24 protein-coding genes, 1 tRNA gene and 2 pseudogenes are annotated in these 23,809 nt (G+C 46.4%); 14 read left to right on the top strand and 13 right to left on the bottom strand.

The window, feature by feature from the left end; genetic code table 11:
• Nucleotides 1-30: 30 nt before the first annotated feature.
• Together QUE62_RS01015 and QUE62_RS01010 are read left to right on the top strand one after the other, a co-directional pair.
• A pseudogene (locus QUE62_RS01015) lies at nt 31-555 on the top strand (RNA pyrophosphohydrolase); the annotation flags it as partial.
• 17 nt (nt 556-572) lie between these two features.
• Nucleotides 573-1,136 (top strand): CNP1-like family protein, encoded by a 564-nt coding sequence (locus QUE62_RS01010; RefSeq protein WP_286223890.1) that lies wholly within the window; start codon nt 573-575, stop codon nt 1,134-1,136.
• A gap of 12 nt (nt 1,137-1,148) precedes the next feature.
• Here the strand turns inward: QUE62_RS01010 and proB are convergent.
• The 4 genes and pseudogenes from proB to rplU all read right to left on the bottom strand — a co-directional run.
• Nucleotides 1,149-1,925, bottom strand: a pseudogene (gene proB / locus QUE62_RS01005) (glutamate 5-kinase); the annotation flags it as partial.
• A gap of 5 nt (nt 1,926-1,930) precedes the next feature.
• Complete coding sequence (gene cgtA, locus QUE62_RS01000; protein ID WP_286261732.1) at nt 1,931-2,998, bottom strand: Obg family GTPase CgtA; 1,068 nt, start codon at nt 2,996-2,998, stop codon at nt 1,931-1,933.
• A gap of 57 nt (nt 2,999-3,055) precedes the next feature.
• Nucleotides 3,056-3,325: a 50S ribosomal protein L27 gene (rpmA, locus tag QUE62_RS00995; protein ID WP_286223888.1), complete on the bottom strand. Its 270-nt coding sequence runs from the start codon at nt 3,323-3,325 to the stop codon at nt 3,056-3,058.
• 14 nt (nt 3,326-3,339) lie between these two features.
• Complete coding sequence (gene rplU / locus QUE62_RS00990) at nt 3,340-3,651, bottom strand: 50S ribosomal protein L21 (RefSeq protein WP_286223887.1); 312 nt, start codon at nt 3,649-3,651, stop codon at nt 3,340-3,342.
• 126 nt (nt 3,652-3,777) lie between these two features.
• Here rplU and QUE62_RS00985 point away from each other — a divergent pair, with 126 nt between their 5' ends.
• Together QUE62_RS00985 and QUE62_RS00980 are read left to right on the top strand one after the other, a co-directional pair.
• On the top strand, nt 3,778-4,782 hold the full coding sequence (locus QUE62_RS00985; RefSeq protein WP_286261730.1) for a polyprenyl synthetase family protein: 1,005 nt from the start codon (nt 3,778-3,780) through the stop codon (nt 4,780-4,782).
• Between the two features lie 11 nt (nt 4,783-4,793).
• Nucleotides 4,794-4,870, top strand: a tRNA-Pro gene (locus tag QUE62_RS00980).
• Here QUE62_RS00980 and QUE62_RS00975 read toward each other — a convergent pair.
• A complete protein-coding gene (locus QUE62_RS00975) occupies nt 4,871-5,797 on the bottom strand; it encodes a glycine/sarcosine/betaine reductase selenoprotein B family protein (RefSeq protein WP_286261728.1) in 927 nt (308 codons plus the stop codon). It lies immediately after the preceding tRNA gene.
• A gap of 65 nt (nt 5,798-5,862) precedes the next feature.
• Here QUE62_RS00975 and QUE62_RS00970 point away from each other — a divergent pair, with 65 nt between their 5' ends.
• A complete protein-coding gene (locus tag QUE62_RS00970; RefSeq protein ID WP_286226906.1) occupies nt 5,863-6,630 on the top strand; it encodes a fumarylacetoacetate hydrolase family protein in 768 nt (255 codons plus the stop codon).
• On the opposite strand, the gene QUE62_RS00965 is transcribed toward QUE62_RS00970, so the two are convergent.
• Nucleotides 6,631-7,650 carry a 2-dehydropantoate 2-reductase gene (locus tag QUE62_RS00965; RefSeq protein ID WP_286261726.1) on the bottom strand — a complete coding sequence of 340 codons (1,020 nt, stop codon included), beginning with the start codon at nt 7,648-7,650 and terminating at the stop codon, nt 6,631-6,633.
• A gap of 371 nt (nt 7,651-8,021) precedes the next feature.
• On the opposite strand from QUE62_RS00965, the gene QUE62_RS00960 reads away from it, so the two are divergent.
• Both QUE62_RS00960 and QUE62_RS00955 read left to right on the top strand, forming a co-directional pair.
• Complete coding sequence (locus QUE62_RS00960) at nt 8,022-9,461, top strand: high affinity choline transporter 1 (RefSeq protein WP_286226904.1); 1,440 nt, start codon at nt 8,022-8,024, stop codon at nt 9,459-9,461.
• Between the two features lie 32 nt (nt 9,462-9,493).
• Entirely contained in the window at nt 9,494-10,444 is a 951-nt protein-coding gene (locus QUE62_RS00955; RefSeq protein WP_286261723.1) for a phytoene/squalene synthase family protein, read from the top strand.
• Here the strand turns inward: QUE62_RS00955 and QUE62_RS00950 are convergent.
• Complete coding sequence (locus QUE62_RS00950) at nt 10,441-10,947, bottom strand: methylated-DNA--[protein]-cysteine S-methyltransferase (protein WP_286225525.1); 507 nt, start codon at nt 10,945-10,947, stop codon at nt 10,441-10,443. The genes QUE62_RS00955 and QUE62_RS00950 overlap by 4 nt on opposite strands.
• Nucleotides 10,948-11,044: 97 nt before the next feature.
• Between QUE62_RS00950 and QUE62_RS00945 the strand changes: the two genes are divergently transcribed.
• From QUE62_RS00945 to zapD, 6 genes are read left to right on the top strand one after another with little or no spacing between them, the layout of a single operon-like run.
• A complete protein-coding gene (locus QUE62_RS00945; RefSeq protein WP_286223879.1) occupies nt 11,045-12,346 on the top strand; it encodes an HlyC/CorC family transporter in 1,302 nt (433 codons plus the stop codon).
• On the top strand, nt 12,343-13,443 hold the full coding sequence (locus tag QUE62_RS00940; RefSeq protein WP_286261721.1) for a GspE/PulE family protein: 1,101 nt from the start codon (nt 12,343-12,345) through the stop codon (nt 13,441-13,443). The genes QUE62_RS00945 and QUE62_RS00940 overlap by 4 nt, the downstream gene beginning before the upstream one ends.
• On the top strand, nt 13,440-14,498 hold the full coding sequence (locus QUE62_RS00935) for a type II secretion system F family protein (RefSeq protein WP_286261719.1): 1,059 nt from the start codon (nt 13,440-13,442) through the stop codon (nt 14,496-14,498). Before QUE62_RS00940 ends, QUE62_RS00935 begins: the two co-directional genes overlap by 4 nt.
• Complete coding sequence (locus QUE62_RS00930; protein ID WP_286223876.1) at nt 14,498-14,977, top strand: prepilin peptidase; 480 nt, start codon at nt 14,498-14,500, stop codon at nt 14,975-14,977. The genes QUE62_RS00935 and QUE62_RS00930 overlap by 1 nt, the downstream gene beginning before the upstream one ends.
• Entirely contained in the window at nt 14,944-15,585 is a 642-nt protein-coding gene (gene coaE, locus QUE62_RS00925) for a dephospho-CoA kinase (protein WP_286261718.1), read from the top strand. The genes QUE62_RS00930 and coaE overlap by 34 nt, the downstream gene beginning before the upstream one ends.
• A gap of 35 nt (nt 15,586-15,620) precedes the next feature.
• The gene (gene zapD, locus QUE62_RS00920; RefSeq protein WP_286223874.1) at nt 15,621-16,373 is read left to right on the top strand and encodes a cell division protein ZapD; all 753 of its coding nucleotides are present in this window, start codon (nt 15,621-15,623) and stop codon (nt 16,371-16,373) included.
• 17 nt (nt 16,374-16,390) lie between these two features.
• Here the strand turns inward: zapD and QUE62_RS00915 are convergent, their stop codons facing one another.
• The 4 genes from QUE62_RS00915 to secA are packed head-to-tail and all read right to left on the bottom strand — an operon-like array spanning nt 16,391 to nt 21,736.
• Complete coding sequence (locus tag QUE62_RS00915) at nt 16,391-16,825, bottom strand: NUDIX domain-containing protein (RefSeq protein WP_286261716.1); 435 nt, start codon at nt 16,823-16,825, stop codon at nt 16,391-16,393.
• Nucleotides 16,826-16,828: 3 nt separating this feature from the next.
• Complete coding sequence (locus QUE62_RS00910; protein ID WP_286225520.1) at nt 16,829-17,695, bottom strand: ATP-binding protein; 867 nt, start codon at nt 17,693-17,695, stop codon at nt 16,829-16,831.
• Between the two features lie 30 nt (nt 17,696-17,725).
• Nucleotides 17,726-18,952, bottom strand: coding sequence for a bifunctional glutamate N-acetyltransferase/amino-acid acetyltransferase ArgJ (gene argJ / locus QUE62_RS00905; RefSeq protein ID WP_286261714.1), 1,227 nt, complete (start codon nt 18,950-18,952; stop codon nt 17,726-17,728).
• Nucleotides 18,953-18,979: 27 nt separating this feature from the next.
• Entirely contained in the window at nt 18,980-21,736 is a 2,757-nt protein-coding gene (secA, locus tag QUE62_RS00900; RefSeq protein WP_286223870.1) for a preprotein translocase subunit SecA, read from the bottom strand.
• A gap of 55 nt (nt 21,737-21,791) precedes the next feature.
• On the opposite strand from secA, the gene QUE62_RS00895 reads away from it, so the two are divergent.
• On the top strand, nt 21,792-22,274 hold the full coding sequence (locus QUE62_RS00895) for a hypothetical protein (RefSeq protein ID WP_286226896.1): 483 nt from the start codon (nt 21,792-21,794) through the stop codon (nt 22,272-22,274).
• Here QUE62_RS00895 and lpxC read toward each other — a convergent pair.
• Nucleotides 22,264-23,178 carry a UDP-3-O-acyl-N-acetylglucosamine deacetylase gene (gene lpxC, locus QUE62_RS00890; RefSeq protein ID WP_286224691.1) on the bottom strand — a complete coding sequence of 305 codons (915 nt, stop codon included), beginning with the start codon at nt 23,176-23,178 and terminating at the stop codon, nt 22,264-22,266. The two genes, QUE62_RS00895 and lpxC, sit on opposite strands and share 11 nt — an antisense overlap.
• A 20-nt stretch (nt 23,179-23,198) precedes the next feature.
• Nucleotides 23,199-23,699: a peroxiredoxin gene (locus tag QUE62_RS00885; protein ID WP_286225515.1), complete on the bottom strand. Its 501-nt coding sequence runs from the start codon at nt 23,697-23,699 to the stop codon at nt 23,199-23,201.
• Between the last annotated feature and the right edge of the window lie 110 nt (nt 23,700-23,809).

The following is a 23,809-nucleotide window of genomic DNA, read 5'->3' as shown; positions in this document are numbered from 1 at the left end:
ATTAAAGATTAGGGACTAAAAGGTACGATTATGCTTGACCGTGAAGGCTATCGACCTAATGTTGGCATTGTGCTTCTCAATGCTCGCAACGAAGTATTTTGGGGTAAACGAATTGGACAACATTCTTGGCAATTTCCACAAGGAGGAATTGCGCACGGAGAAAGTCCAGAAGAAGCAATGTATCGCGAACTCCATGAAGAGGTGGGTCTTTTTCCTCACCATGTCGAGATCATTGGGCGCACCCGTGATTGGATTCGCTACGATGTGCCCGAGGAGTTCTTACGCCGCCAAATGAATCACCGTCATCAGCGTGTCGCTTATAAGGGTCAAAAACAAATTTGGTTCTTACTGCGAATGCTAGGCCAAGACCATGAGATTCAACTACGAGCCACAGGGCATCCTGAGTTTGATGCCTGGCGCTGGCATCCATATTGGATTGAGCTCGACACTGTGATTGATTTCAAGCGCGAGGTCTATCAACTTGCACTCTCTGAACTCGCCCGGTTTATTGTCACCACCAACCAAATGCAACAATTAGTCTGGGGGGCACCATTACACGCCTCGCACCCTTCATGAATAAACTTCAGTTTCTCTTGCTTGCATCATCAGTTACGGTACTGAGTGCCTGTTTTTCGGATCCCTTGGCCGACGGGACTGATCCGTTTGCACCAACAGTATTTAAGGAAGGGGAAACACCCATGCCCTTAAATCCGCCTAATAAAAAATATTTGATACCTTTCTCAGTATCGCAAACCACTATTTTCAAGTTTGCCGTTGATACCGAATCCATCAAGATTGGAAACGACGGCGTTACCCGCTACATTGTGGTGATTACCAATCCCAGTGGTGGTCAAAATGCTTACTTTGAAGGAATACGGTGCGATACGTTTCAGTGGCGGTTATATGGCACTCTTGAAGCCAATCAGCAATGGCGTGCCAATCCTTTAGGTAGCTGGTTAGCCATTAAGGACAATGTTCCAAATCGCTATCAGGCAGCTTTGGCTCAGGGTGCTTTTTGCAATCTAGCGACCCAAGAAAAAAGTTACGCCAAGGTTGTGAAGTCTCTCGACCCCAATAACTTTTTGGGGATCACTGCTCCCGTCGGATCCGAAGCAGAGCTACCGACTCTGCGCTAATTAGGCCTTACTCAGCAAGGTTCCAATCGACTCGCCCTGATACAGGCGTACTAATACATTTGGCTCACGGCCAGAGGCAATCACCGTACTCGCCCCGGTTTCTACCGCTGTTTTGGCTGCCAACACTTTTGTAAGCATTCCGCCTTTACCCAAATCACTACCAGCACCTCCAGCCATCCGCTCTAATGAAGGGTCGCCTGCGATTGCAAAATCAACCATCGTGGCAGTGGCATCTTTACGAGGATCGGCGGTGTATAGCCCACCCTGATCCGTCAAAATGACTAGGGCGTCGGCGTGTACCAAATTAACGACGAGTGCCGCCAAACTATCGTTATCACCAAATTTAATTTCATCGGTAACTACCGTATCGTTCTCATTAATGATCGGCACAACACCTAAAGACAGTAGTGTTTGCAAGGTTGCCTTTGCATTTGCATGACGCTGCGCATTAGCCAAGTCAGCATTCGTTAATAGAACCTGTGCAGTATGTACGCCAAATTTTGCAAAGCATGATTCGTAAACTTGCACCAAACCCATTTGCCCAACTGCGGCAGCTGCTTGCAGCTGATGAATTTCTTGAGGGCGGACAGCCCAGGATAAGCGCTGCATGCCCTCGGCGATGGCACCTGAACTCACCATCAACACCTGGCAGCCCTGCTTGAGTAAATTAGATACTTGCTCAGCCCAAGTAGCAATCGCAGTTCGATCTAGCCCTTCGCCATTATTGGTCACCAAGGTAGATCCAACCTTCACAACAATTCGTTTTGCTTCTGAAATCGTTTTTTTCATCGTTATTACTCGTCTAAAAAACGGGGGTCTTCAGCACGCTCTTCCTCTAGGTCGCGATCTTTGCGAAGTCCGTCCAAATAATCTTGAATCGCATAACAAAGGCGATCGCAACCTTCGCCAGTAAGGGCAGAGACCTCAAATACGGGACCCTGCCATTCAAAACGTTTTAAGAAATCTGCGATGGTTTGCTCTCGATCCTCAGGCTGCAGCATATCGACCTTATTCAATACAAGCCAACGTGGCTTTTGATATAAGGCTTCATCGTATTTGCGCAGCTCATTGACAATCGCCTTGGCATCAGCGACCACGTCGACATTCTCATCAAAGGGGGCGATATCAACCAGGTGCAGGAGCACACCGGTGCGCTGTAGATGCCTTAAGAATCGGTGACCAAGACCAGCGCCCTCAGCAGCACCCTCGATGAGTCCTGGAATATCCGCAATCACAAAGCTGCGTTCATTACCAACCCGCACCACTCCCAAATTAGGATGTAAAGTGGTGAACGGGTAATCTGCAATCTTGGGGCGCGCATTAGATACAGCGGTAATCAAAGTAGATTTACCAGCATTGGGCATCCCCAATAAACCCACATCGGCCAACACTTTTAATTCCAACTTTAATTTGCGGCGCTCACCTGGTTTGCCATTAGTCTTCTGACGTGGGGCACGGTTGGTACTACTTTTAAAGTGAATATTGCCCCAGCCACCAACACCTCCTTGGGCAAGGCAAATTCGCTCCCCATGTTTAGTCAAGTCAGCAACTACTTCGTTGGTTTCTGAATCCGAAATAATGGTTCCAACTGGCATTCGTAACTCAATATCGTCACCAGCACGGCCATAGCAATCCGATCCACGCCCAGGCTCACCATTTTTAGCCGTATGCGTTTTGGAATACCGGTAATCAATTAAGGTATTGATGTTACGATCCCCAATCGCATAAACACTGCCCCCGCGACCGCCATCGCCACCATCTGGGCCACCAAACTCGATGAATTTCTCGCGGCGCATTGAGGCGCTGCCGGCACCACCATTACCAGCAATCACTTCAATTTTGGCTTCGTCTATGAATTTCATAAATAAAAAGGCCTCGCAATCTGCGAGGCCTGTTTCTGTTGATTAATTAAATCTCAGTCAGGCCGCTGATGAACGAGGCAATACTGAAACTTGCGCTTTCTTCATTGCGCCTTTAACTCCAAACTCTACTTGTCCATCAATCAAAGCAAATAAGGTGTGGTCTTTGCCCATTCCAACATTGACGCCGGGATGAACTTTGGTGCCACGCTGACGAATAATAATTCCGCCAGCATTGATTGCTTGACCGCCATAGACTTTCACGCCTAAGCGTTTTGATTCTGAGTCACGACCGTTGCGTGTTGAGCCGCCGCCTTTTTTCTGTGCCATCTTTCTCTCCTAACTCAGGCCTTAATCGACTTAATCAGAATCTCTGTGTAATTCTGACGATGGCCCTGATGTTTTTGATAATGCTTACGACGACGCATCTTAAAGATTTTCACTTTATCGTGACGTCCCTGGGAGACTACAGTAGCCATCACAGCGGCACCATTAACCAAGGGATCGCCAACTTTGAGCGATGAGCCCTCGCCTACGGCGAGAACTTGGTCAAGAGTAATGTCGCTGCCGATGTCCGCTGGTATCTGTTCTATTTTCAATTTTTCGCCAGCAGCAACTTTATACTGTTTGCCACCGGTTTTTATGACCGCGTACATGGTTAAACCTCTCAAAAAATACTGCAAATAATTACAAATCAACTTAATTCGAAGCATGATTCCTTTAAAAGTCGGTGACTTACAGAAAATCTGCCACTTTGAGCTGAGCCAAGTATTATATCTTGGATGAATAACACTGTCAAAAACAATCACTTAGGGCAAATTTTGGCCCCCATCAGCCCTGATTTACAGGCTTTGGACGAGGTCATTCGCCGTCGACTTGCCTCGGAAGTAGTTCTAATTGACCAAATCTCGTCTTACATCATTCAATCGGGGGGAAAGCGGGTCCGCCCCGCTCTTCTCTTATTAATGGCTAAAGCTCTAGCCAACGGCAAGGAAATTCCCCATGCTTTGGAGCTAGCCGCGGTGGTTGAATTTATTCATACCGCCACCCTGCTCCACGATGACGTTGTAGATGAATCCACCATGCGCCGCGGTAAACAAACCGCTAACGCCGCCTTCGGAAATGCTGCGAGTGTGCTGGTGGGTGATTTCCTATACTCGCGAGCTTTCCAAATGATGGTCGCCCCCAATGACATTCGAGTGATGCAAATTCTCTCGGACGCTACCAACACAATTGCCGAAGGTGAAGTCTTACAGCTTCTCAATATGAATGACCCTGAGGTCGATGAGTCTAGCTATCTTCAGGTGATTCGTTATAAGACCGCAAAATTATTTGAGGCATCGGCTGAACTCGGCGCTCTAATTGCACAAGCAAGCGATATCGAGCGCGAACTCGCAGCCGCATTTGGGCGCCATATTGGCACCGCCTTCCAGCTGATGGATGATCTACTGGACTACACCGCAGATCCCAATGAAATGGGTAAGAATGTGGGCGATGATTTACGTGAAGGTAAACCAACCCTCCCACTGATTTATCTCATGGAAAAAGGTAGCACCGATCAACAACTACTGGCTCGGGAAGCAATCTCACAAAACGAGGAGCTACCAGATGATGTGTTTGATCAAATCCTGCAAGGCATCTACTGCTCTGGCGCCTTAGAGTACACCCAAGACGCTGCGAGGCGCGAGGTTGATTTAGCCCTCAATACGATTAAGGATTTCCCACAAAATCCAGCCAGCGAATCCTTGCGCGCTTTATGCGAGTACTCGCTAATTCGTCAGGGATAAAATAGTCAATACGGAATGTAGCGCAGTCTGGTAGCGCACCTCGTTCGGGACGAGGGGGTCGGAGGTTCGAATCCTCTCATTCCGACCACTATCGCCCAGTTGTCTTTTGCCGAATCTCTTTTGCCGCTAGCCTTGCTGCTTCGGCCTCAGAGCGCAAAGATTCAATTTCCTGCTTTGTTAAACGCTCAATATTCATGTAGTCTAATTTCCAACGAGGATCCTCACTCCAGCGCAAGGCACTTTGCACAGTGGTTCGCGGTCCTGGAGCAACCTCAAGCAAATCAAGGGCTAAATTAAAAATAATGTGCTGTGATTGTGGGTCTTGAGGTCTTGCTGCTGCATTGCCCAAGGGAAAATCATTAAACACGAAGCGCGGGACACCACAGAACTCCACAATATCTTTAGCAGCTCCAATAATGATCGTTGGAATGCCTGCCTCCTCAAGAAAGCGTGCTAACAATGAAATACTTTGATGACAAATGGGGCAATTAGGAACCAAGATAGCGACGTCCACTCCATCGACTTGGCACATTTGCAGAATGCGGGGCGCATCGCTTTCTAAAGTGTGACGTTGACTTCGGTTAGTTGGCAGGCCATAGAATCGATCTGCTAAGTTTCCAATTCGTTGCTCAGCCACTGCTTGTCTAGCGGCATTCAACGGAAACCAGCAGGCCATCTCGGATAAATTCGCATGCTTTCGATCTATACCCACATGCGCAATCCGTAAATCAGGGTTGACTGTGCTTGGCATTGCATAGGGCTCATAAAACTTTGCCTGTGCGTTGTATGGAGCACCAGGCCCCTGATCTCCCTTTGAAGGATCATACGGAACTGCGGTTGTAATTAAAGCCAATGTCGAGGCTTTTAATGACTTTTTTAAGGGGGTAAATGGCACATTGCTGTAATGCGCCCAAACATAGGGATTGTCATAACCAAGTGCCAGATAGTATGAGCGTGTACGTTGAATATATGGAATTGCGCTGTCGAACTCGGGGGCAAAAGACAGTTCTGGCATTTTTTAGAGTGACTCGGTGGTAATTGATAAGATCATGGTAATCATATACAAAGGAGAACGGTACTATGGCACAGTGGTTACGCTACACGCATCAAGGCAATGTTGGATTTGGACAGTTACAAGGCGATCAAATTGCTGTTTATGTCGGCGATTTATTTGCTAACCCCAAAGCAACTGGTGAATTCCTCAAGGTTGCGGATGTGACACTTGAGATACCCTGCGTTCCAAGTAAATTTATTGCCCTAGTGGATAACTTTCATGCCTTGGTCACCAAGCTTGAGCACACCGTTCCAGATGAGCCTTTGTATTTCTTAAAAGCAAGTAATTCCTTTCTAGCGGCGGGACAAACCATCCAAGTGCCGAAATCCTATGCAGGAAAGGTTATTTATGAAGGTGAACTTGGGATTGTGATTGGGACAAAATGCCATGGGGTGAGCGTTGCCGATGCCGCTCAATTTATTTTTGGCTATACCTGTGTCAATGATGTCACCGCCATCGAGATTTTGAATCGCAACCCTGGTTACGCTCAATGGAGCCGTTCAAAGAGCTTTGATACTTTTGGCGTATTTGGACCGACCATCACAACCGATGTGGATCCCATGGGCTTATCGATTAAAACAATCCTTAACGATCAAGAACGTCAGAACTATCCAATGAGCGATATCGTTTTTACGCCCGCTCAATTAGTCAGCCTTATTTCACAAGACATGACCCTCATGCCAGGCGACGTGATTGCCTGTGGAACCTCCGTAGGCGTCGGCTCCATGAAGCCAGGCAGTCAGGTCAGTATCGTGATCGATGGCGTTGGGCGCCTTGATAATCGCTTTGAATAATTAATATCCAGCGGCTACTGGTAATACAAGATTTCCCTTGGCATCCTGCACGTTTTGATCTAGATACTTCGTCAGAGCATAAACGGTATTCAAGCAGGGTGTCGGGGTTCCTGTAATCTCACCTAACTCAATTACAGAGCCCAACAAAGCGTCGATTTCCAATGAACGACCAGCCTCCAAATCTTGCAACATCGAAGTTTTGTGTTTGCCGACTTTTTCAGCACCAGCGATACGTCGCTCAATATCGACACGGAAAGTAACGCCAAGCTTTTCAGCAATCGCTTGCGCTTCGGCCATCATATTGCGCGCTAGCTCTTTCGTCAGAGGGAAGCGGCAAATGCCTTCCAAAGTACCGTGAGTTAAAGCGCTAATTGGATTGAATGTGAGGTTACCCCAAAGCTTTAACCAAATTTCAGCACGAATATCATCCAAGATGGGTGATTTAAACCCTGCAGCCCCCATCACATCTGAAATTTTCTGAATACGTTCCGTGGACTTGCCATCCAACTCGCCGAGCGGGAAACGCACACCCTCGACATGTCGAATAACACCAGGACCTTGTGTAATAGTCGCAGGATATACAACGCAACCAATAATATTGTCGGGATTAATCGCCCGCATGACAACACCGCCTGGATCAACGGTATCGACGGGATGATCCTTGTACTTGCTACTGAGTTTCTGAAAATACCACCATGGAATTCCGTTTTGCATTGGAATTAATATAGTGTCGGGCCCTAGAACCGATACTAGATCATCAATGACAGGTTCCACTTGATGGGCTTTCACTGCCAAAATAATGACATCCTGTTTTGGTAAACCGCGTAGATTTTCAACAGCCTTTACCTTCGCAATGATGGGTTCAGGATGCTCATCGGTAATTAAGGCAAGTCCTCGTTCTTCAATCGCTCGCAATGTAGCGCCACGCGCCATCACCGTTACGTCGTTACCAGAATTTGCCAACATAACCGCTAAATAGCCGCCAATTGCGCCGCCACCACCAATGACACAGATTTTCATGAACACTCCAATTTAAATATGATGATTGGTAATAGTACGATATTTTTTAGGGCTATTAGGATTTCCTTTAATGTTCCTCTTGCCAAATTTATCCAAAAATACCACTCACTTTGTAGCGACCATCCTCAAAAAAGATCAACTCTTTTATAAGACTTAGACGCCACTGGTACTTTTAATGAATCGCCAATCAAATTTGATCTTTAAATAAGCGCAGATCTTGATAGGTTTCAATACCTTAGGCCGTATTTTCCTGATTCAGGAAGGCGAGATAATCCCCACCTATAATCAGGGCTTGCTAGTGAATGGGCCCTAATGGGGTGGTCTAAAGACCATCCAATGATCAATCTATTTTGTCGAAAGAGGACGGTGCGATGCTGCTTTGGTTCGTAATTGCTTATCTCGGCATTTCAATTGCGATTGGTTTGTACGCCGCCACCAAAGTTCACAATGCCAGAGACTACATCACAGCTGGCCGAAATTTACCCATGGCTTTTGTTCTGGCGATGGTCTTTGCTACTTGGTTTGGCGCCGAGACCGTTCTTGGCATTTCGGCAACCTTTTTAGAAGAGGGATTTCGAGGACTTATTTCCGACCCTCTTGGGGCCTCGCTCTGCTTAATTCTGTTCGGACTGGTCTTTGCAAAACCCTTGTATCGACTAAATCTCATCACCCTTGGCGACTATTTCCGATTTCGCTACAACCGCCAGACCGAGTTGCTAATCTCCATTTGCATCATCGTTTCCTATCTTGGCTGGGTATCCGCTCAAATTTCGGCCTTAGGGCTAACCTTTAATGTTTTGTCGAACGATTTAATTTCAATCAGCGATGGCATGCTCATTGGTGCTGGCGTTGTTTTGGTCTATACCTTGTTTGGTGGGATGTGGTCAGTGGCACTCACAACCTTTGTTCAAATGATTGTGATTGTGATCGGGCTTTTATTGGTTGCCAGTAATGCTGCTGATCAAGCTGGTGGAGTTGCTACTGTGATTGCTAAGGCTAGCGCAGAGGGTAAATTTAATTTCTTGCCGACACTAGACCCAATCGATATGCTTGGCTGGATCGCGGCATTGCTAACTATTGCACTAGGCTCCATTCCACAACAAGACGTTTTTCAACGAGTCAATGCAGCCAAAAATGAGTCAATCGCAGTATGGGCTACTACCTTAGGCGGTGTGGCCTATTTCTTTTTTGCTAGTGTGCCACTTTTCTTGGCTTACACCGCCAATATCATCGATCCACAAATGGTCGAGAAATTTCTAGCGAGCGACTCTCAAATGATTTTACCCACCCTGATCCTCAGCCATATGCCTTTTTTTATGCAGGTGGTTTTCTTTGGGGCGCTGATCTCGGTCATCATGAGTACCGCGTCTGGAACCTTACTTGCACCATCAGTGACCTTTACAGAAAATATCCTGAAGGGTTTTTATCATCACATGACGGATAAGCAATTCCTTTGGGCAACGCGCTTGACCGTATTTGTATTTGCGAGCATTGTGACCTTTTACGCGATTGCGACTGAGGCCAAAATCCACACCATGGTTGAAAATGCTTACCGTATTACGCTAGCGGGCGCATTTGTACCACTGGTTGCTGGCCTATTCTGGAAGAAAGCGAGCGATCTCGGTGCCTTGCTTGCGATTACCTTTGGCTTAAGCATGTGGCTCTTACTGGAAATCATGGGTATTGAGGAGCCGGTTGAGCCGCAGTTAATCGGCCTACTAGCCAGTCTGATTGGCATGATTCTAGGAAGTTCAATTGCCCCGCGTTCGCCAGCGAGCGCTACAAATCAACTAAGTAAAGGTCAGCATTAATTACCGACTTCCATTCGAAAGCCAAACCCCGCATGTCCGCTTTATCTGCTGATGAACTTTACCAACGCTCGATTCTTGAATCAGTATCTAGAACGTTTGCGCTGACCATTCCGTTATTACCCCCAAATCTAGAAAAGGTGGTTGGCAATACCTATTTACTCTGTCGCATTATCGATACGATTGAAGATGCATCCTGCATGGATGCAATGACCAAACAAGATTTGTCAGCCAGTTTTGTTAAAACGGTTCTGGGCGAACAAAATCCTAAACAATTTACCGATCAATGCGTAATCGCTCTAGCAGAGCATAGCAATCTAGATGAAAAAGATCTAATTCAAAATATTCCTCGGGTATTACGGGTACTCGATAGTTGCGACATACAACAACGCCAAGCGGTTGCTCGTTGTATTCAAATCATGTCAGATGGAATGAGCTATTTTCATACCCGTCAAAATCCTCGCGGCTTGGAGAGCTTATCTGAGTTTGAAAAGTATTGTTATGTAGTTGCTGGGGTCGTTGGTGAAATGCTAACCACCGTATTTACCTTACATTCGCCAGCTTTTGCAAAAGCGATTTCACAAAACGAGCACTTAGCAATTTCGTTTGGTCAAGCCCTGCAAATGACTAATATTCTCAAAGACTCTCCGGAAGACCGAGCGCGCGGTGTTTCATGGAAGCCAATTGGGATCGGTGAGACGGATTTACTGGTGATCGCTCACCAAAAACTTGAAGATGCTCTTCATTACATTCATTACATTCCAAAGTCAGAGCTCGGAATTCGGCGCTTTTGCTTTCTTGCCTTTGGCCTAGCTGTGCTAACCCTTAAACAAATTGCACTGCGTCATCACAGCCATATATCAATCGAAGCAAAATTAACTCGGTCGCAAGTGAGTCACTTTTATGTCTTTACCAAACTTGCCGTTCACAGTGACTGGCTGATGGACATCTTTTTCAGAATCCAAGCTAGGTCCCTGAAGGCTTAATCCCTGATGGCATTTTCATGGCCTAATAGCCATTCTTTAATTCTTAAATAGGGTCCGTTAGCCTCACCCACAAACCCACCAATACCTGCTTTTGATAGGACGCGATGGCAGGGAATAATTAGCGGATAGTAATTCGCGGCGCAAGCGCCACCAACTGCTCTAGGGCCTGATTTAACCTGAGTGGCGAGTTCGCCATAAGTCATAGTTTGTCCATTCGGAATAGATTGGATGGCGGACCAAACACGTTGTTGAAAAACGCTGCCCTGAGTTTTGATTGGCAAATCAAAGAGAAAATAAGGATCGTCGAAATAAGCCTCTATTTGCTCTTTGGCATCTCTTGCTAACTCATTGAGGGGTCGACTAACTTTGTCTAAATGACTGAGGTATTGAACGTAGCTAATCATTAGGGATGAATCAACGATTTCGGTACGAATTCGCAATCCGCCAAATGGGGCACGCATCACGCAGTGCTGAACATGCCCTGTCAAGCTTGACTTTACCAAGAAAAGGTCCTTTCTGACATCAAAATCAATTGATCTTGATAGTCTAAATATTCAGTATTTGCTATATTGCTTATCTGTGCTTTTCTTGAAAGTGTAGATGGATTCGTTTTTTGATTCTTGGCCCCTTTGGGCACAAGCTGCGCTGGTTGTCTTTTTGCTCGCCCTCTCTGGATTTTTCTCGATGGCTGAGACCAGTATGGTGGCAAGCAACCGGCATCGCTTACGCGCGATGGCAAACAGTGGTCATGCTGGCGCTGCTTTAACCCAAAAACTACTGAAGCGCATTGATACCCTCTTGTCTGTTTTGTTGATTGTCAACAATCTAATCAATACCATTTTGCCAATTTTGGTCACTGGTATTGCGCTGCATTTATTTGGCACTAATGGACTAGTGATTTCAATCGCTACTCTAACCGTCGCGTTTTTAATCATCATCTTTAGTGAAATTACTCCTAAGGTCATTGGTGCCGCATTTGCAGAAAAGATATCGGCCAATATTGGTTGGGTAATTTACCCTCTGACAATCTTATTGAAACCCCTGCTATGGGTTGTGAACTCTTTTGTTTCAGGGTTAATGGGCCTCATGGGTTTAAACCGAAAAGAGGCAGCATTGCAAACGATGAGTACTGAAGAACTCAGAAGTCTTGTTCTGGAATCAAGTCACTTTATTTCAAATCAGCATCGCAGTATCTTGCTCAATCTATTTAATCTTGAAAATATCTCGGTCGATGATGTAATGACACCCCGAGCCAAGATGGAGATATTGGATTTGTCGCGACCCATCGACGAGGTCATTGGACAACTGGAAACCTGCTACCACAACAAATTACCCGTATGCGAGGGGGATCCCGAAAAAATTATCGGTATCCTTTCGGTTAAAAAAGCGCTTTCTTTACTCGGTAACGACGAGCTAAGCCACAGCGACTTTCGAGAACTCTTAAGCGAACCCTACTTCATTCCCGAGGGTACCCCAGTCATGCAACAGATGCAGTTTTTTCAAGAAAATCGGCAGCGCTTGAGTCTGGTGGTGGATGAATACGGCAGTGTTCAGGGCTTATTAACATTTGAAGATATTGTGGAGGAGCTCATCGGCGAGTTCACGACCTCCTTTCCGGGAGTGGTTTCCCAAGACGAATGGTCTGATGATGGCTCTTATTTAGCCAATGGAAGCGCAAATTTGCGCGACCTCAATCGTTTATTAGGATTACAGCTCCCCGTCGATGGGCCCCGAACACTCAATGGACTCATTCTGGAAGAGCTTGAAGAAATTCCGGATCATGACCTCAGTGTCAAAGTTGGGGGGGTGGTGATGGAAATAATTCAATTTGATGATCAAGGGATTAAAACGGTGAAACTACACAAACCGTCACCCGAAGAGCCAAGTCTATCGGCGCCTTGATTCAAACTGTCTCAAATACCCAGAATCCATCCCGCAAGCCACTCGAAGAATCTGATCACCATATCATTCGTCTGTGGCAAGAAATTGCTTTATCTGCTGTTAATGAAGATGCGAGCGATATCCATATCGAAGCACAGCAAAATGCGTGTGTCGTTCGCTTTCGTATTCATGGTGATTTATATCTTTTTAGGTCTTACCCAAAAACAGATCATATTCGATTGATTACGCGCATCAAAATTCTAGCGAAGCTGGATATTGCTGAACAACGCCTACCGCAAGATGGTCGACTAACAATTAGCAGTGGCGACGTAATGAGTCATGAAATTGATTGCCGGGTCTCCACAATGCCAACTTTGTTTGGTGAAAAGGCGGTCATTCGACTTCTCAGAACAACTAATTCTGAATTAGATATTGACCATATTGGCTTGACTGACTCCCAGCTGGATATTGTCAAACGATGCTTAAATCGGCGGCACGGCTTGATTTTGGTATGCGGCCCAACGGGTAGCGGCAAAACACGAACGCTGTATAGCTTTCTTCATTATCTAAATCAACCCCATCTCAATCTTTGTAGCGTCGAGGACCCAATTGAAATCCGCCTACAAGGGGTAAATCAAATTGCATATCACCCAAAGGCTGGGCTCCATTTCGACGCCATCATTCGCGCCCTCCTACGACAAGATCCTGATGTCATGATGATTGGTGAAATCCGTGATTCAGAAACAGCCAAACTTGCTGTGAGTGCAGCGCAAACGGGTCACTTGGTACTGAGTACCATTCATACCCGCGAAGCTTTGTCGTGCATCGAACGGCTACGAAATTTTGGGGTAGAGCCCCACTCGATCGCACAAAATCTATTATTTATTAGTTCCCAGCGCTTAGTTCGGTATCGGAACTCACAGCAGGGGCGGTTTGCAATTCATGAGGTACTGCCCTTCACTCCCAAGCTCATTGCCGCGATCGAATTAGAATTGACCGCAACGGGACTTGAAGAAGTTGCTATTGCGGATGGGTTTCACTCAATGCGACATCAAGCTGATGCCTTATTCCATCAAGGGTTAATTGACCAATCGGCTTTACTTCATGAACTTCCATGATGATTGGACGCTCTCTTTCTCTTCGCGATCAAATCAACTTTACATACCGGCTTCATAGCATTTTGCAAGCAGGGGTACCGCTCCTTGAAGCTCTCCATCTGCTAGAACAGTGCTCCCCCAAGCATTGGAGAGCATTTCTGTCACATACGATCCAAGGACTCAAAGGTGGCCACAGTTTGGCGACCAGCCTTTCTGCAAAGGGTAAATGGTTTAGTCCGATTTGTATTGGCTTAATATCGATTGGTGAGAAAACGGGGGCATTAGAGCAATCGCTTTTTTTAATTCATCAACAATTACTTGCTAAGGAATCACTTGTGCAGCAAATGAAGCAAGCGCTGACCTACCCTGCAATTACCTTTGCCGCTGCAATGCTAATGGTCATCACCATGTTGTTGTGGGTTATACCCAGCTTTGAAGAGATCTTTCATCACTTTCACGCTGAATTACCCATGAGTACTCAGTTGTTGATTGGTCTTTCGAGAGGTTTGAATGAGCATGCGCTAGTGATTATGGGTGTAATGTTTATGACAGGCGTCGCCGTGCTAATTCTTTGGAGAAAATCAATCTGGTTTCAAAAGTGGTGTGATCGTCATTGCTTTCAGATTCCGATATTTGGGGATTTGATCCGACTATCACATCAAATCACGTGGTGCCAAAACATTGCGCATTTACTGCAATCCGGCTTAAGTCTCTTAGAGTCGATCCGTATTTGTGCACAATCATCCAATCATTGGCTCAGTCATGATTTGAGTGCTAAGTTATTTAAGCAACTTTCCTTAGGTTGGGATCTTGGGCTTGCCATGAAGCGCATTGATCCTAATGGTCGATTCTTTGATTCTGAAACCGTCCAATTGCTTGAAATAGGCGCTCGCACCGGTATGCTCAATACCATGCTAATCAATCGGTCTCGCTCGTTTGAAAATCAGCTAGAGCATCGGTTAGCCATTCTTAGTCAAAGCCTAGAGCCCGTGTTTATTATTTTTCTTGGTCTTCTGGTAGCAGGATTACTCATGACGCTCTACTTACCTATTTTTTCATTAGGCAGAATCATCTGATGTGGCTTGATTTCATCCTTCGAGTCGGTCTCATCCTAATCCTCGTTTATGTGGCATGGATTGATATTCAGCGGTTTTTAATCCCCAATCGATTCACTTACCCAATGATTGCCTTAGGTCTTGTCTTTAACTCCCTCTCGCCATTCCCATGGTGCGAGCCATACTTAGCATGGACCGGTGCCATATTGGGGTATTCACTCCTGTGGATCATTAATCAACTCTACAAAAAAGTTCGCGCACGCCATGGTCTTGGCATGGGGGACGCCAAACTTTTAGCAGGCCTAGGAGCTTGGCTTGGAATCCATAGTGCGTTATGGATATTGGTTCTAGCTGCCTTTTGCGGGATTATTGGGGGCCTCCTTTGGCTCAAGTATCAAAAATTACCGTCTACCCACCCCTTTCCCTTTGGCCCCTTTCTAGCATTTGCTGGCATCATAGAAATACTATGGATAAGTCCACTCGCTCACTCCTTGATTTAAAAGGAAAAGTTCCATTTTTAGGCCTGACCGGGGGTATTGGGTCGGGCAAGTCGAGTGTTGCCTCATTTTTGGCAAAGCGCGGGGCCTGGGTGATCGACACCGATCAAATAGCCCACCAAATAAGCGCCGCCGGGGGGATAGCAGTGGATCCTATTAAAAGCCAATTTGGGCCTGAGTTCATCCTTCCGGATGGATCGCTCAACCGAGCAAAAATGCGTGAGTACGTATTTAAGGATACCGAGTCCAAACGAAAACTGGAAGCCATTACACACCCCCTAATTCGCCAGGAAACCATACTCCAGGCTAAAAATGGCTTAGAAAATCATGCTCCCTACTTGGTATTTGTAGTCCCCCTGCTCCTAGAGTCAGGCACCTGGACCGAGAACCTAGATCATATTGCGGTGGTTGATTGTGAGGAAGAGATCCAAATTCGGCGGGTGATGGAGCGTAGCCAGCTAGACCGCCAGGAAGTGCTGGGCATCATGGCTCATCAGGCAAGCCGGGCTGAGCGCTTGGCAATTGCAGATACCGTGATTCATAACCAAGGGGATCTCGCTAGCCTTGAGGTGGAAGTCGACCGTCTTCATCAAAAAATGCTGGATTTGTAGTTTTTTTGCCAAGGGTCAGCATAAAATAAAACCCTGTGATTATTTACGAATACCCCTTTAATGAACTGGTCCGAAGCATGCTCCGACTAGAGTATTTGTTCGACCGGTTTAATCACTTTGCACGCTCGGACGACGCCGAACTGCACCATAATGCTTTAACGACTTTGTTTGAGCTAGGCGACATTAGCGCCCGGGGTGATATCAAGTCACTACTCCTTAAAGAATTAGAACGCCAGAAGTTTGCGCTCAACCAACTCAAGAATTCTAAAGAAGTAGATCAAGAAAAGCTGGCATCTACTATGGCCGAGTTAGAGCATGCCAGCGCACAAGTGAATGCGTCTGCAATTAAACCCAATGCGCTCATTGGCGAGAACGAATGGCTTAATGCAATTCGGACACGCTTACATACACCGGGCGGCACTAGTCCAATTGATTTACCAGGTTTTTATGCTTGGCGTCATAGTCCCGCCTCTTCAAGACGCGAGCTCTTACAAAAGTTCATTTACCCTATGCTTCCTTGGCAAGAGGCCTGCCATTTATTTTTACGACTGCTACGCGAGTCGGGGGAAAGCAAAGAAGTTTTAGCTCATCAGGGCTCGTTTCAGCAAGCGCCCTCTGGCAAGGTTTATCAATTAATGCGCATTACCTTAGAGGATCCATCGCTCTTTGCTGAAATTAGTGCTAACAAATATTTGGTATCAATTCGGCTGCTTAAGTGTGAGCAAGATCTTAAGCCTACCCTCATCAATCAAGACATTCCCTTTAAGTTAACGTTCTGCCAATTTTGACCTAGGCAGATTACTGCTTACGTACTTCTCAAATACCAACGAACTTTTTCAATCATCGGCCAAGCAGCTGGCAATAATGGTTTAATCGTTAACTCCGAATTAAATATATTTTGCCAAGATAGCTCTTGATTTTCTAGGCTAACTGGCTCCCCCTCCCAGCGATCAACCAAGCACACATGCAGACGAACATAGGCGTGCGGGTAATCATGTTCGAGCATCATGATTTCCTGACAATGGTTTTTATCCAAATCAATCCGAATGCCAAGCTCTTCATATAACTCACGCTCTAAGGCAGTTGTGATGGATTCATTGACCTCCAGCTTGCCACCCGGAAACTCCCAATAGCCTGCATAGGGTTTGCCACTGGGTCGTTTACCCATCAAAACAAATGATTGATCTTTTAAAAGGATTCCGACAGCGACCTCAACGATCGGCCGGGATTGATTTATCATGGACTACTTTTTGCCGGATTGGGATCCGGCCCAGTGCTTGGCAAACTGCCAAGCCACACGTCCTGAACGTGAGCCACGCTCTAGAGCCCAGACTAAGGCTTCGGGCCGGGCAGCCTCAATCGCTTTATCCGATAGACCAAAGTGCGCTAACCAATGTGCAACGATCGCAAGATATTCCTCTTGCCTTGGTGGATAAAAAGAAAGCCACAAACCAAAACGTTCTGATAAAGAGATTTTCTCTTCAACAACCTCGCCTGGATGAATCTCACCATCGTCGGTATGAACATAAGACTCGTTATCCTTCATGTACTCGGGTAACAAATGACGGCGATTGGAGGTTGCATAAATCAAAATGTTGTCTACTTGCGCAGAAATTGAGCCATCTAGGGCAGACTTCATAGCCTTATATCCAGACTCGCCATCCTCAAAGGACAGATCATCACAAAACACGATAAATCGCTCCGGACGAGCCGCGAGAATCTCGGTGATATCTGGTAAATCAGCCAAGTGATCCTTATCGACCTCCACTAAGCGCAAGCCCTGAGAAGCAAATTGATTGAGGCAGGCCTTGATCAATGAGGACTTACCAGTACCACGCGCACCTGTTAACAAAATATTATTGGCGGGCTTCTTTTCAACAAAATGCCGGGTATTGTCAATAATCGCATCGCGCTGGCGATCAATATGTTTTAAATCTTGAAACGAGATTGGGGATATGTGTTTGACTGGCTTTAGAAATCCAATTCGTCCAAAAATACTATCGCGACGCTGCCAACGAAACGCCTTAGCGGTTTGCCACTCAGCATCGGTCAATGGCTTCGGTAAAAATGTTTCGAGATGATCTAGAAGGCGATCGAGTTTGTCATTCACAGTTCACGTTCTCGTAATGATAAAACTTGCTTATGAGCGGTAATCAGCGTTAATTGAGACATACTCATGCGATAAATCGCAGGTCCAAACCGTCTCCATCGCATCGCCTCTTCCTAAATCAACCGTGACGGTTATTTCTGATTGTTTCATCACGGCTTGACCTTGCTCTTCTTGATAGTTTGGATGTCGACCACCATCCTTTGCAACCCAAACATCATCCAACCAGAGTTGGACCTTGCCACTATCAAGATCATCGATTCCAGCATAGCCCACCGCAGCCAAGATCCGACCTAAATTGGGATCGCTTGCAAAAAACGCAGTTTTAACCAAAGGCGAATGTGCAATTGCTTTGGCTACCTGCTTGCACTCAAGGCTATTCTTGCCGCCTTTTACAAAAATTGTTATAAATTTAGTGGCACCCTCGCCATCGCGCACAATCAGCTGCGCTAACTGTTGAGAGATAGCAATTAAACCCTTTCGAAATAAACTATAGAGCGGATCAGAGCGACTCTGAATGCGGATTGGGGATTGGCCGGTGGCCATCACGATGAAAGAATCATTAGTTGATGTATCGCCATCAATCGTGATTGCATTAAATGACAGGTTCGCAGCCTCTGCGGTGAGCTCTTGCAGTAAACCTCGATCAACTTGAACATTCGTCCCCACAAAACCCAGCATAGTCGCCATATTTGGCTGAATCATGCCGGCCCCTTTTGAAATACCCGTGATGACAATAGGTCCCTGCTCGGTATTGATCGTCTGCGAAGCCGCCTTCGGCAGGGTATCGGTGGTCATGATCGCTTGGGCTGCTGCAAACCAATTATCTTCAGATAATTGCGCTACGGCTTGAGGTATCGCAGCCACAATTTTGTCAGCTGGTAGTTGCTCCATGATCACCCCTGTTGAAAAGGGCAATACTTGCTCTGGACTCAGCCCAAACGAGTTTGCTAGCACCTCACAGGTCTGAAAGGCTCGACGCAGACCCTCTTCACCAGTCCCTGCATTGGCATTACCGGTGTTCACGATCAATGCCTCAATTGGATTAGCCTCCAATAGATGCTGTTTACATAACTGTACGGGAGCGGCACAAAACCGATTTTGGGTAAATACGCCTGCTACTGCCGAACCGGGAACTAGGCGCATTACCAAAACATCTTTGCGATTTGCCCGCTTAATACCAGCCTGCGCAAACCCAAGGGCAAGCCCAGAAATAGGGCTTAGGGATTTGGGATCAAGGATTGGAAAATTAACAGCCATCGTTAAATTAGAAAGGCAAACCTCAAATTAAGCAATTTTTCCGTGGCAGTGCTTGTATTTCTTACCACTACCGCAATGGCAAGGATCATTTCGACCAATTTTTGGGCCATCACGAACTGGGGCTGGTGCAATTGCATGCTCAACCTGCTCAACAGGGATACTTTCCCCCTCAGCAAACTGGTTATGCTTAAATTGCATCTCTTTTACTTGGCTATCATCAGCGATGGTTTCTGCAGCTTCATCAAGCTCTGAGGCATTTTTAATCTGAACCGTAAACACGGTCTTAATCACATCATTTTTCACCACATCCAAAAGTTCTGCGTAGAGCTCAAATGCCTCACGGCGATACTCTTGCTTTGGATCTTTTTGGGCATAGCCGCGCAAATGAATTCCTTGGCGCAGTCGATCTAAGGCAGCCAAATGCTCTCGCCAGTGAATATCTAAGCTATATAGCATCACCGAACGCTCAAAGCTAGCAAACGACTCACGGCCCGTGAGCTCCTCTTTAGCCTTGTAATTCTTCTTTGCCGCTTCAATCACCCGGGTTACGATTTCTTCGTCATCGACCGTATCAGCATTGGCAATCCACCCTTGAAGATCAACGGTAATTCCCCATTCATTTGCCAAGAGGTGCTCAAGAGCGGGGATATCCCACTGCTCTTCCATCGATTCCACTGGGACGTAATTGCGGACAATTGCTGTAAAAACGTCTTCGCATAAATTGGCAATCAGGTCACCAATATCTTTACTTTCAAGAATCTGATTGCGAAGTCGATAGGTCTCTTTGCGTTGATCGTTAGCGACATCATCGTATTCGAGCAGTTGTTTACGAATATCAAAGTTACGTCCTTCTACTTTGCGCTGAGCAGATTCAATTGAGCGCGTTACCATTCCCGCCTCAATCGGCTCGCCTTCGGGCATCTTTAAGCGATCCATTACAGCACGTAAACGATCACCTGCAAAAATACGCAATAAAGGATCGTCTAACGAGAGATAGAAACGCGATGAACCAGGATCGCCTTGACGTCCGGCACGTCCACGCAGCTGATTATCGATGCGGCGACTTTCATGTCGTTCAGTACCAATAATATGCAGACCACCAGCATTGACGACTGCATCATGCAGTCCCTGCCATTCGTCCTTTAACTGCTGAATCCGTTTTGCTTTTTCAGCATCACTAAGGGACTCATCGGCTTCAATGAGGAGTGATTGCCGCTCGACATTTCCACCTAAAACAATATCGGTTCCACGACCAGCCATATTGGTGGCAATGGTAATCATCTTGGGTCGACCCGCTTGAGCAATAATTTCTGCCTCACGCGCATGTTGCTTTGCATTGAGAACCTGATGAGAAAGCTTTTCTTTATCGAGTAATTTAGAAATCAGCTCCGAGTTCTCAATGGAAGTAGTGCCTACTAGAACTGGCTGACCTCGTTCATAACATTCTTTAATGTCTTTCGTGACTGCTGCGTAGCGCTCGGGCGAGGTCTTATAAATTTGATCTTGCCGATCCAGTCGACGGCTGGGTCGATTGGGGGGAATCACCACCGTTTCAAGTCCGTAGATCTCTTTGAACTCGTAGGCTTCGGTATCTGCCGTTCCGGTCATGCCAGCCAATTTTTGATACATCCGGAAGTAGTTCTGGAAGGTAATGGTGGCAAGCGTTTGGTTCTCGTTCTGAATCCCCACCTTCTCTTTCGCCTCAACCGCTTGATGCAAGCCGTCCGACCAACGTCTACCCTGCATTAAGCGGCCCGTGAACTCATCCACGATGATGACCTCACCACCCTGAACCACGTAGTGTTGATCGCGGTGATACAAAGAGTGTGCGCGTAAGGCTGCGTAGAGGTGATGCATCAAATTAATATTCTGCGGGGCATAAAGGGAGTCGCCCTCTTTCAATAAACCAATTTGGGTCAGGATTTGTTCTGCTTTTTCATGGCCACGCTCAGTCAAATAGACCTGATGGGATTTCTCATCGACCCAGTAATCACCTGGTTTAATCACGCCCGAACCATCGGATTTTTCTTCTCCCACCTGCGGATCAAGATGCGCAGGCAACGCATTCATCTTGATATATAAATCAGTATGGTCTTCAGCCTGCCCCGAAATAATAAGTGGGGTCCGAGCTTCGTCAATCAGAATCGAATCAACCTCGTCAACAATTGCATAGGAGAGGCCGCGCTGTACCCGCTGCGCCACATCCTGAACCATGTTGTCACGCAAATAATCAAAGCCAAACTCATTATTAGTTCCATACGTGATATCAGCGGCATAGGCTTTTTGCTTGGCCTCATGATTCATTTGCGACAAATTAATACCAACGGTCAGTCCCAAAAAAGTGTAGAGCTTAGACATCCACTCGGCATCCCGTTCTGCCAAGTAATCATTCACAGTCACCACATGAACACCCTTACCTGAGAGCGCATTTAAGTAAACCGCCAAGGTTGCGGTTAGGGTTTTACCTTCACCTGTACCCATTTCAGCGATTTTTCCCTGATGAAGGGCCAAGGCTCCCATGATTTGAACGTCAAAATGACGCATTTTCATGACCCGTACGCTGGCCTCACGGACCACTGCAAATGCTTCAGCGGCAAGGTCATCCAAAGCCTCACCGGCGGCAATCCGTTGCTTAAATTCGGCAGTTTTCGCTTGTAAGGCAAAATCGTCCAAAGCCTGGAGATTGGCCTCAAGGGCATTTACCTTAGAAACGACCTTGCGGTATTGCTTGAGAAGGCGGTCATTGCTGCTACCAACCAGTGTTTTAATAAGACCAAGTACCATAGGAATCTAGAAAAAATTTTAGCTATTGAGTTTATCACCCGCGAGCCCCTCTTTGATGAATAAGCCCCTAGTTAAGTTAGCCCAGCCATGGCAGGATTGCCTAGCCCATGAGCAAGGCTTTAAACCGCTTCTAGAGCGGGCTAAAAAGCATGACGCCCTAACCCATGCCGTTCAAAACGCTGTGTATTCACTGGGTTTTGCATCTATTGGCCAATCCCTACAGGTTGAATGGCGTCCCGATCGCCCTAGTGAGCTAGTTTTGGTGGTACCGAATGCCACGATTGGCACCCGCTTACAACAAATTGCTCCCAGTATTGCCAAAGAACTTGGGCAATATCAATGGGTGATTCATCAAGTTCGGGTGAAGGTAAAACCGAAACCATTAACGGTAAGAAGTAATCGAGTAAATGAAAATCCACCTGAATTTACCCCAGCAGCTCAAAGTGCTTGGGAAGGGCTTTATCAACAACTATCTCCACAGTCTTCTCTGCGGCAATCAATCGAACGATTATTGAGAAACAGAAAATCTAGGCGTTGATGCTTTCGGGGGTTTGCAGATAGGCCGCAGGGGCACTAGCCTTATCAAAGGTTTCGATCGAATACGAACTTGGGTCGTCTAAGAGCTTTCGTAATAGTGCGTTATTAAGTGCATGGCCTGACTTTTCTGCGGTGTACGCTCCGACAATAGGGTGACCGGCCAAATAAAGATCTCCGATCGCGTCCAAAATTTTATGACGCACAAACTCATCGTCATAACGTAACTCTTCGTTATTTAAGATGCGATGCTCATCAAGCACAATCGCATTATCTAAACTGCCACCACGAGCTAAACCAATCTCACGCAAGGCTTCCACCTCATGCGCAAATCCAAAGGTGCGAGCACGACCAATCTCACTACGATAAGCGTGCTCAGCAAAATCGACCACAAAACGCTGCCCCGTTTTATCAACTGCTGGGTGCTTAAAGTCAATCGTGAAATCCAACTTGAATCCAAAATGTGGCTCTAGGCGTGCTAATTTATTGCCTTCACGCACTTCCACCGCCTTTTGAATCACCATAAATTTGCGTGGGGCCTCTTGTTCAACGGTACCAGCTGACTCAATCAGAAAAAGAAAAGAGGCCGCACTACCGTCCATGATCGGCACTTCTTCCGCATCGACCTCAATCAATAAATTATCCAATCCCAAACCCGAACAGGCTGATAGTAAATGCTCAACCGTAGAAACCTTGACCCCTTGACTCTGAATCACCGAGGCTAAGCGGGTATCACAGACAGCCAATGCATGAGCTGGGATAGGAACTGCGTTAGGCATATCAACCCGCACGAACTGAATACCAAAATCAATCGGTGCGGGTTTAATGGTTAGCGTTGATTTACGACCAGAATGCAGGCCAATGCCGACCGTTTTGATCGGCTGCGCTAAAGTTTTTTGCTTAAGCACCATGGCCTACACAATATCAATTAAAGATGCTTTAAGGTATTTGCGGCATCACTGACTTCAAACTTACCAGGTGCCTCGAGTGCTAAATGCTTCACAACGCCGTTATCCACGATCATGGCATAGCGTTGTGAGCGAACACCAAGACCACGCGCGGTTAGATCAAATTCCATGCCTAACTTTTTGGTGAACTCAGCACTACCGTCACCCAACATACGTACTTTCTTGCCAACCTTTAAATCCCGGCCCCATGCGCCCATCACAAATGGGTCATTGACAGAAACACACCAAATCTCATCAACACCTTTTGCTTTAATCGCATCAAAATGCTCCACAAATCCTGGAACATGCTTGGCTGAGCAGGTTGGTGTAAATGCGCCAGGCAAAGCAAAAATAACAATTTTTTTGCCAGCGGTTAATTTGTCAACTTCAAATGCATTTGGGCCCAAGGAACAGCCATCGCGCTCTTCATCAAAAAACTCGTAGAGGGTAGCGTTTGGTAATTTTTGTCCTACAGCAATCATGTGATCTCCATATCAATAGTGGTTTGGGGTGCTAACGCAGGCGCTGGATTCGTCGTCCGGAGGGGCGACTGAATTAGCAATCCTCGAACCCACTATTGTATGGTTTATTT

Origin of the sequence: Polynucleobacter sp. HIN9 (assembly GCF_030297635.1) — a bacterium.
GTDB lineage: Bacteria > Pseudomonadota > Gammaproteobacteria > Burkholderiales > Burkholderiaceae > Polynucleobacter.
Note: the sequence above shows the minus strand (reverse complement) of the source record. Positions and strands in the feature narration are given on the sequence as shown.

Bases quoted from the DNA above. Each gene is read 5' to 3' on its own strand.
- QUE62_RS01010 (WP_286223890.1), top strand. From the start codon at position 573: ATGAATAAACTTCAGTTTCTCTTGCTTGCATCATCAGTTACGGTACTG.
- cgtA (WP_286261732.1), bottom strand. From the start codon at position 2,998: ATGAAATTCATAGACGAAGCCAAAATTGAAGTGATTGCTGGTAATGGT.
- rpmA (WP_286223888.1), bottom strand. From the start codon at position 3,325: ATGGCACAGAAAAAAGGCGGCGGCTCAACACGCAACGGTCGTGACTCA.
- rplU (WP_286223887.1), bottom strand. From the start codon at position 3,651: ATGTACGCGGTCATAAAAACCGGTGGCAAACAGTATAAAGTTGCTGCT.
- QUE62_RS00985 (WP_286261730.1), top strand. From the start codon at position 3,778: ATGAATAACACTGTCAAAAACAATCACTTAGGGCAAATTTTGGCCCCC.
- QUE62_RS00975 (WP_286261728.1), bottom strand. From the start codon at position 5,797: ATGCCAGAACTGTCTTTTGCCCCCGAGTTCGACAGCGCAATTCCATAT.
- QUE62_RS00970 (WP_286226906.1), top strand. From the start codon at position 5,863: ATGGCACAGTGGTTACGCTACACGCATCAAGGCAATGTTGGATTTGGA.
- QUE62_RS00965 (WP_286261726.1), bottom strand. From the start codon at position 7,650: ATGAAAATCTGTGTCATTGGTGGTGGCGGCGCAATTGGCGGCTATTTA.
- QUE62_RS00960 (WP_286226904.1), top strand. From the start codon at position 8,022: ATGCTGCTTTGGTTCGTAATTGCTTATCTCGGCATTTCAATTGCGATT.
- QUE62_RS00955 (WP_286261723.1), top strand. From the start codon at position 9,494: ATGTCCGCTTTATCTGCTGATGAACTTTACCAACGCTCGATTCTTGAA.
- QUE62_RS00945 (WP_286223879.1), top strand. From the start codon at position 11,045: ATGGATTCGTTTTTTGATTCTTGGCCCCTTTGGGCACAAGCTGCGCTG.
- QUE62_RS00935 (WP_286261719.1), top strand. From the start codon at position 13,440: ATGATGATTGGACGCTCTCTTTCTCTTCGCGATCAAATCAACTTTACA.
- QUE62_RS00930 (WP_286223876.1), top strand. From the start codon at position 14,498: ATGTGGCTTGATTTCATCCTTCGAGTCGGTCTCATCCTAATCCTCGTT.
- coaE (WP_286261718.1), top strand. From the start codon at position 14,944: ATGGATAAGTCCACTCGCTCACTCCTTGATTTAAAAGGAAAAGTTCCA.
- QUE62_RS00915 (WP_286261716.1), bottom strand. From the start codon at position 16,825: ATGATAAATCAATCCCGGCCGATCGTTGAGGTCGCTGTCGGAATCCTT.
- argJ (WP_286261714.1), bottom strand. From the start codon at position 18,952: ATGGCTGTTAATTTTCCAATCCTTGATCCCAAATCCCTAAGCCCTATT.
- secA (WP_286223870.1), bottom strand. From the start codon at position 21,736: ATGGTACTTGGTCTTATTAAAACACTGGTTGGTAGCAGCAATGACCGC.
- QUE62_RS00895 (WP_286226896.1), top strand. From the start codon at position 21,792: ATGAATAAGCCCCTAGTTAAGTTAGCCCAGCCATGGCAGGATTGCCTA.
- QUE62_RS00885 (WP_286225515.1), bottom strand. From the start codon at position 23,699: ATGATTGCTGTAGGACAAAAATTACCAAACGCTACCCTCTACGAGTTT.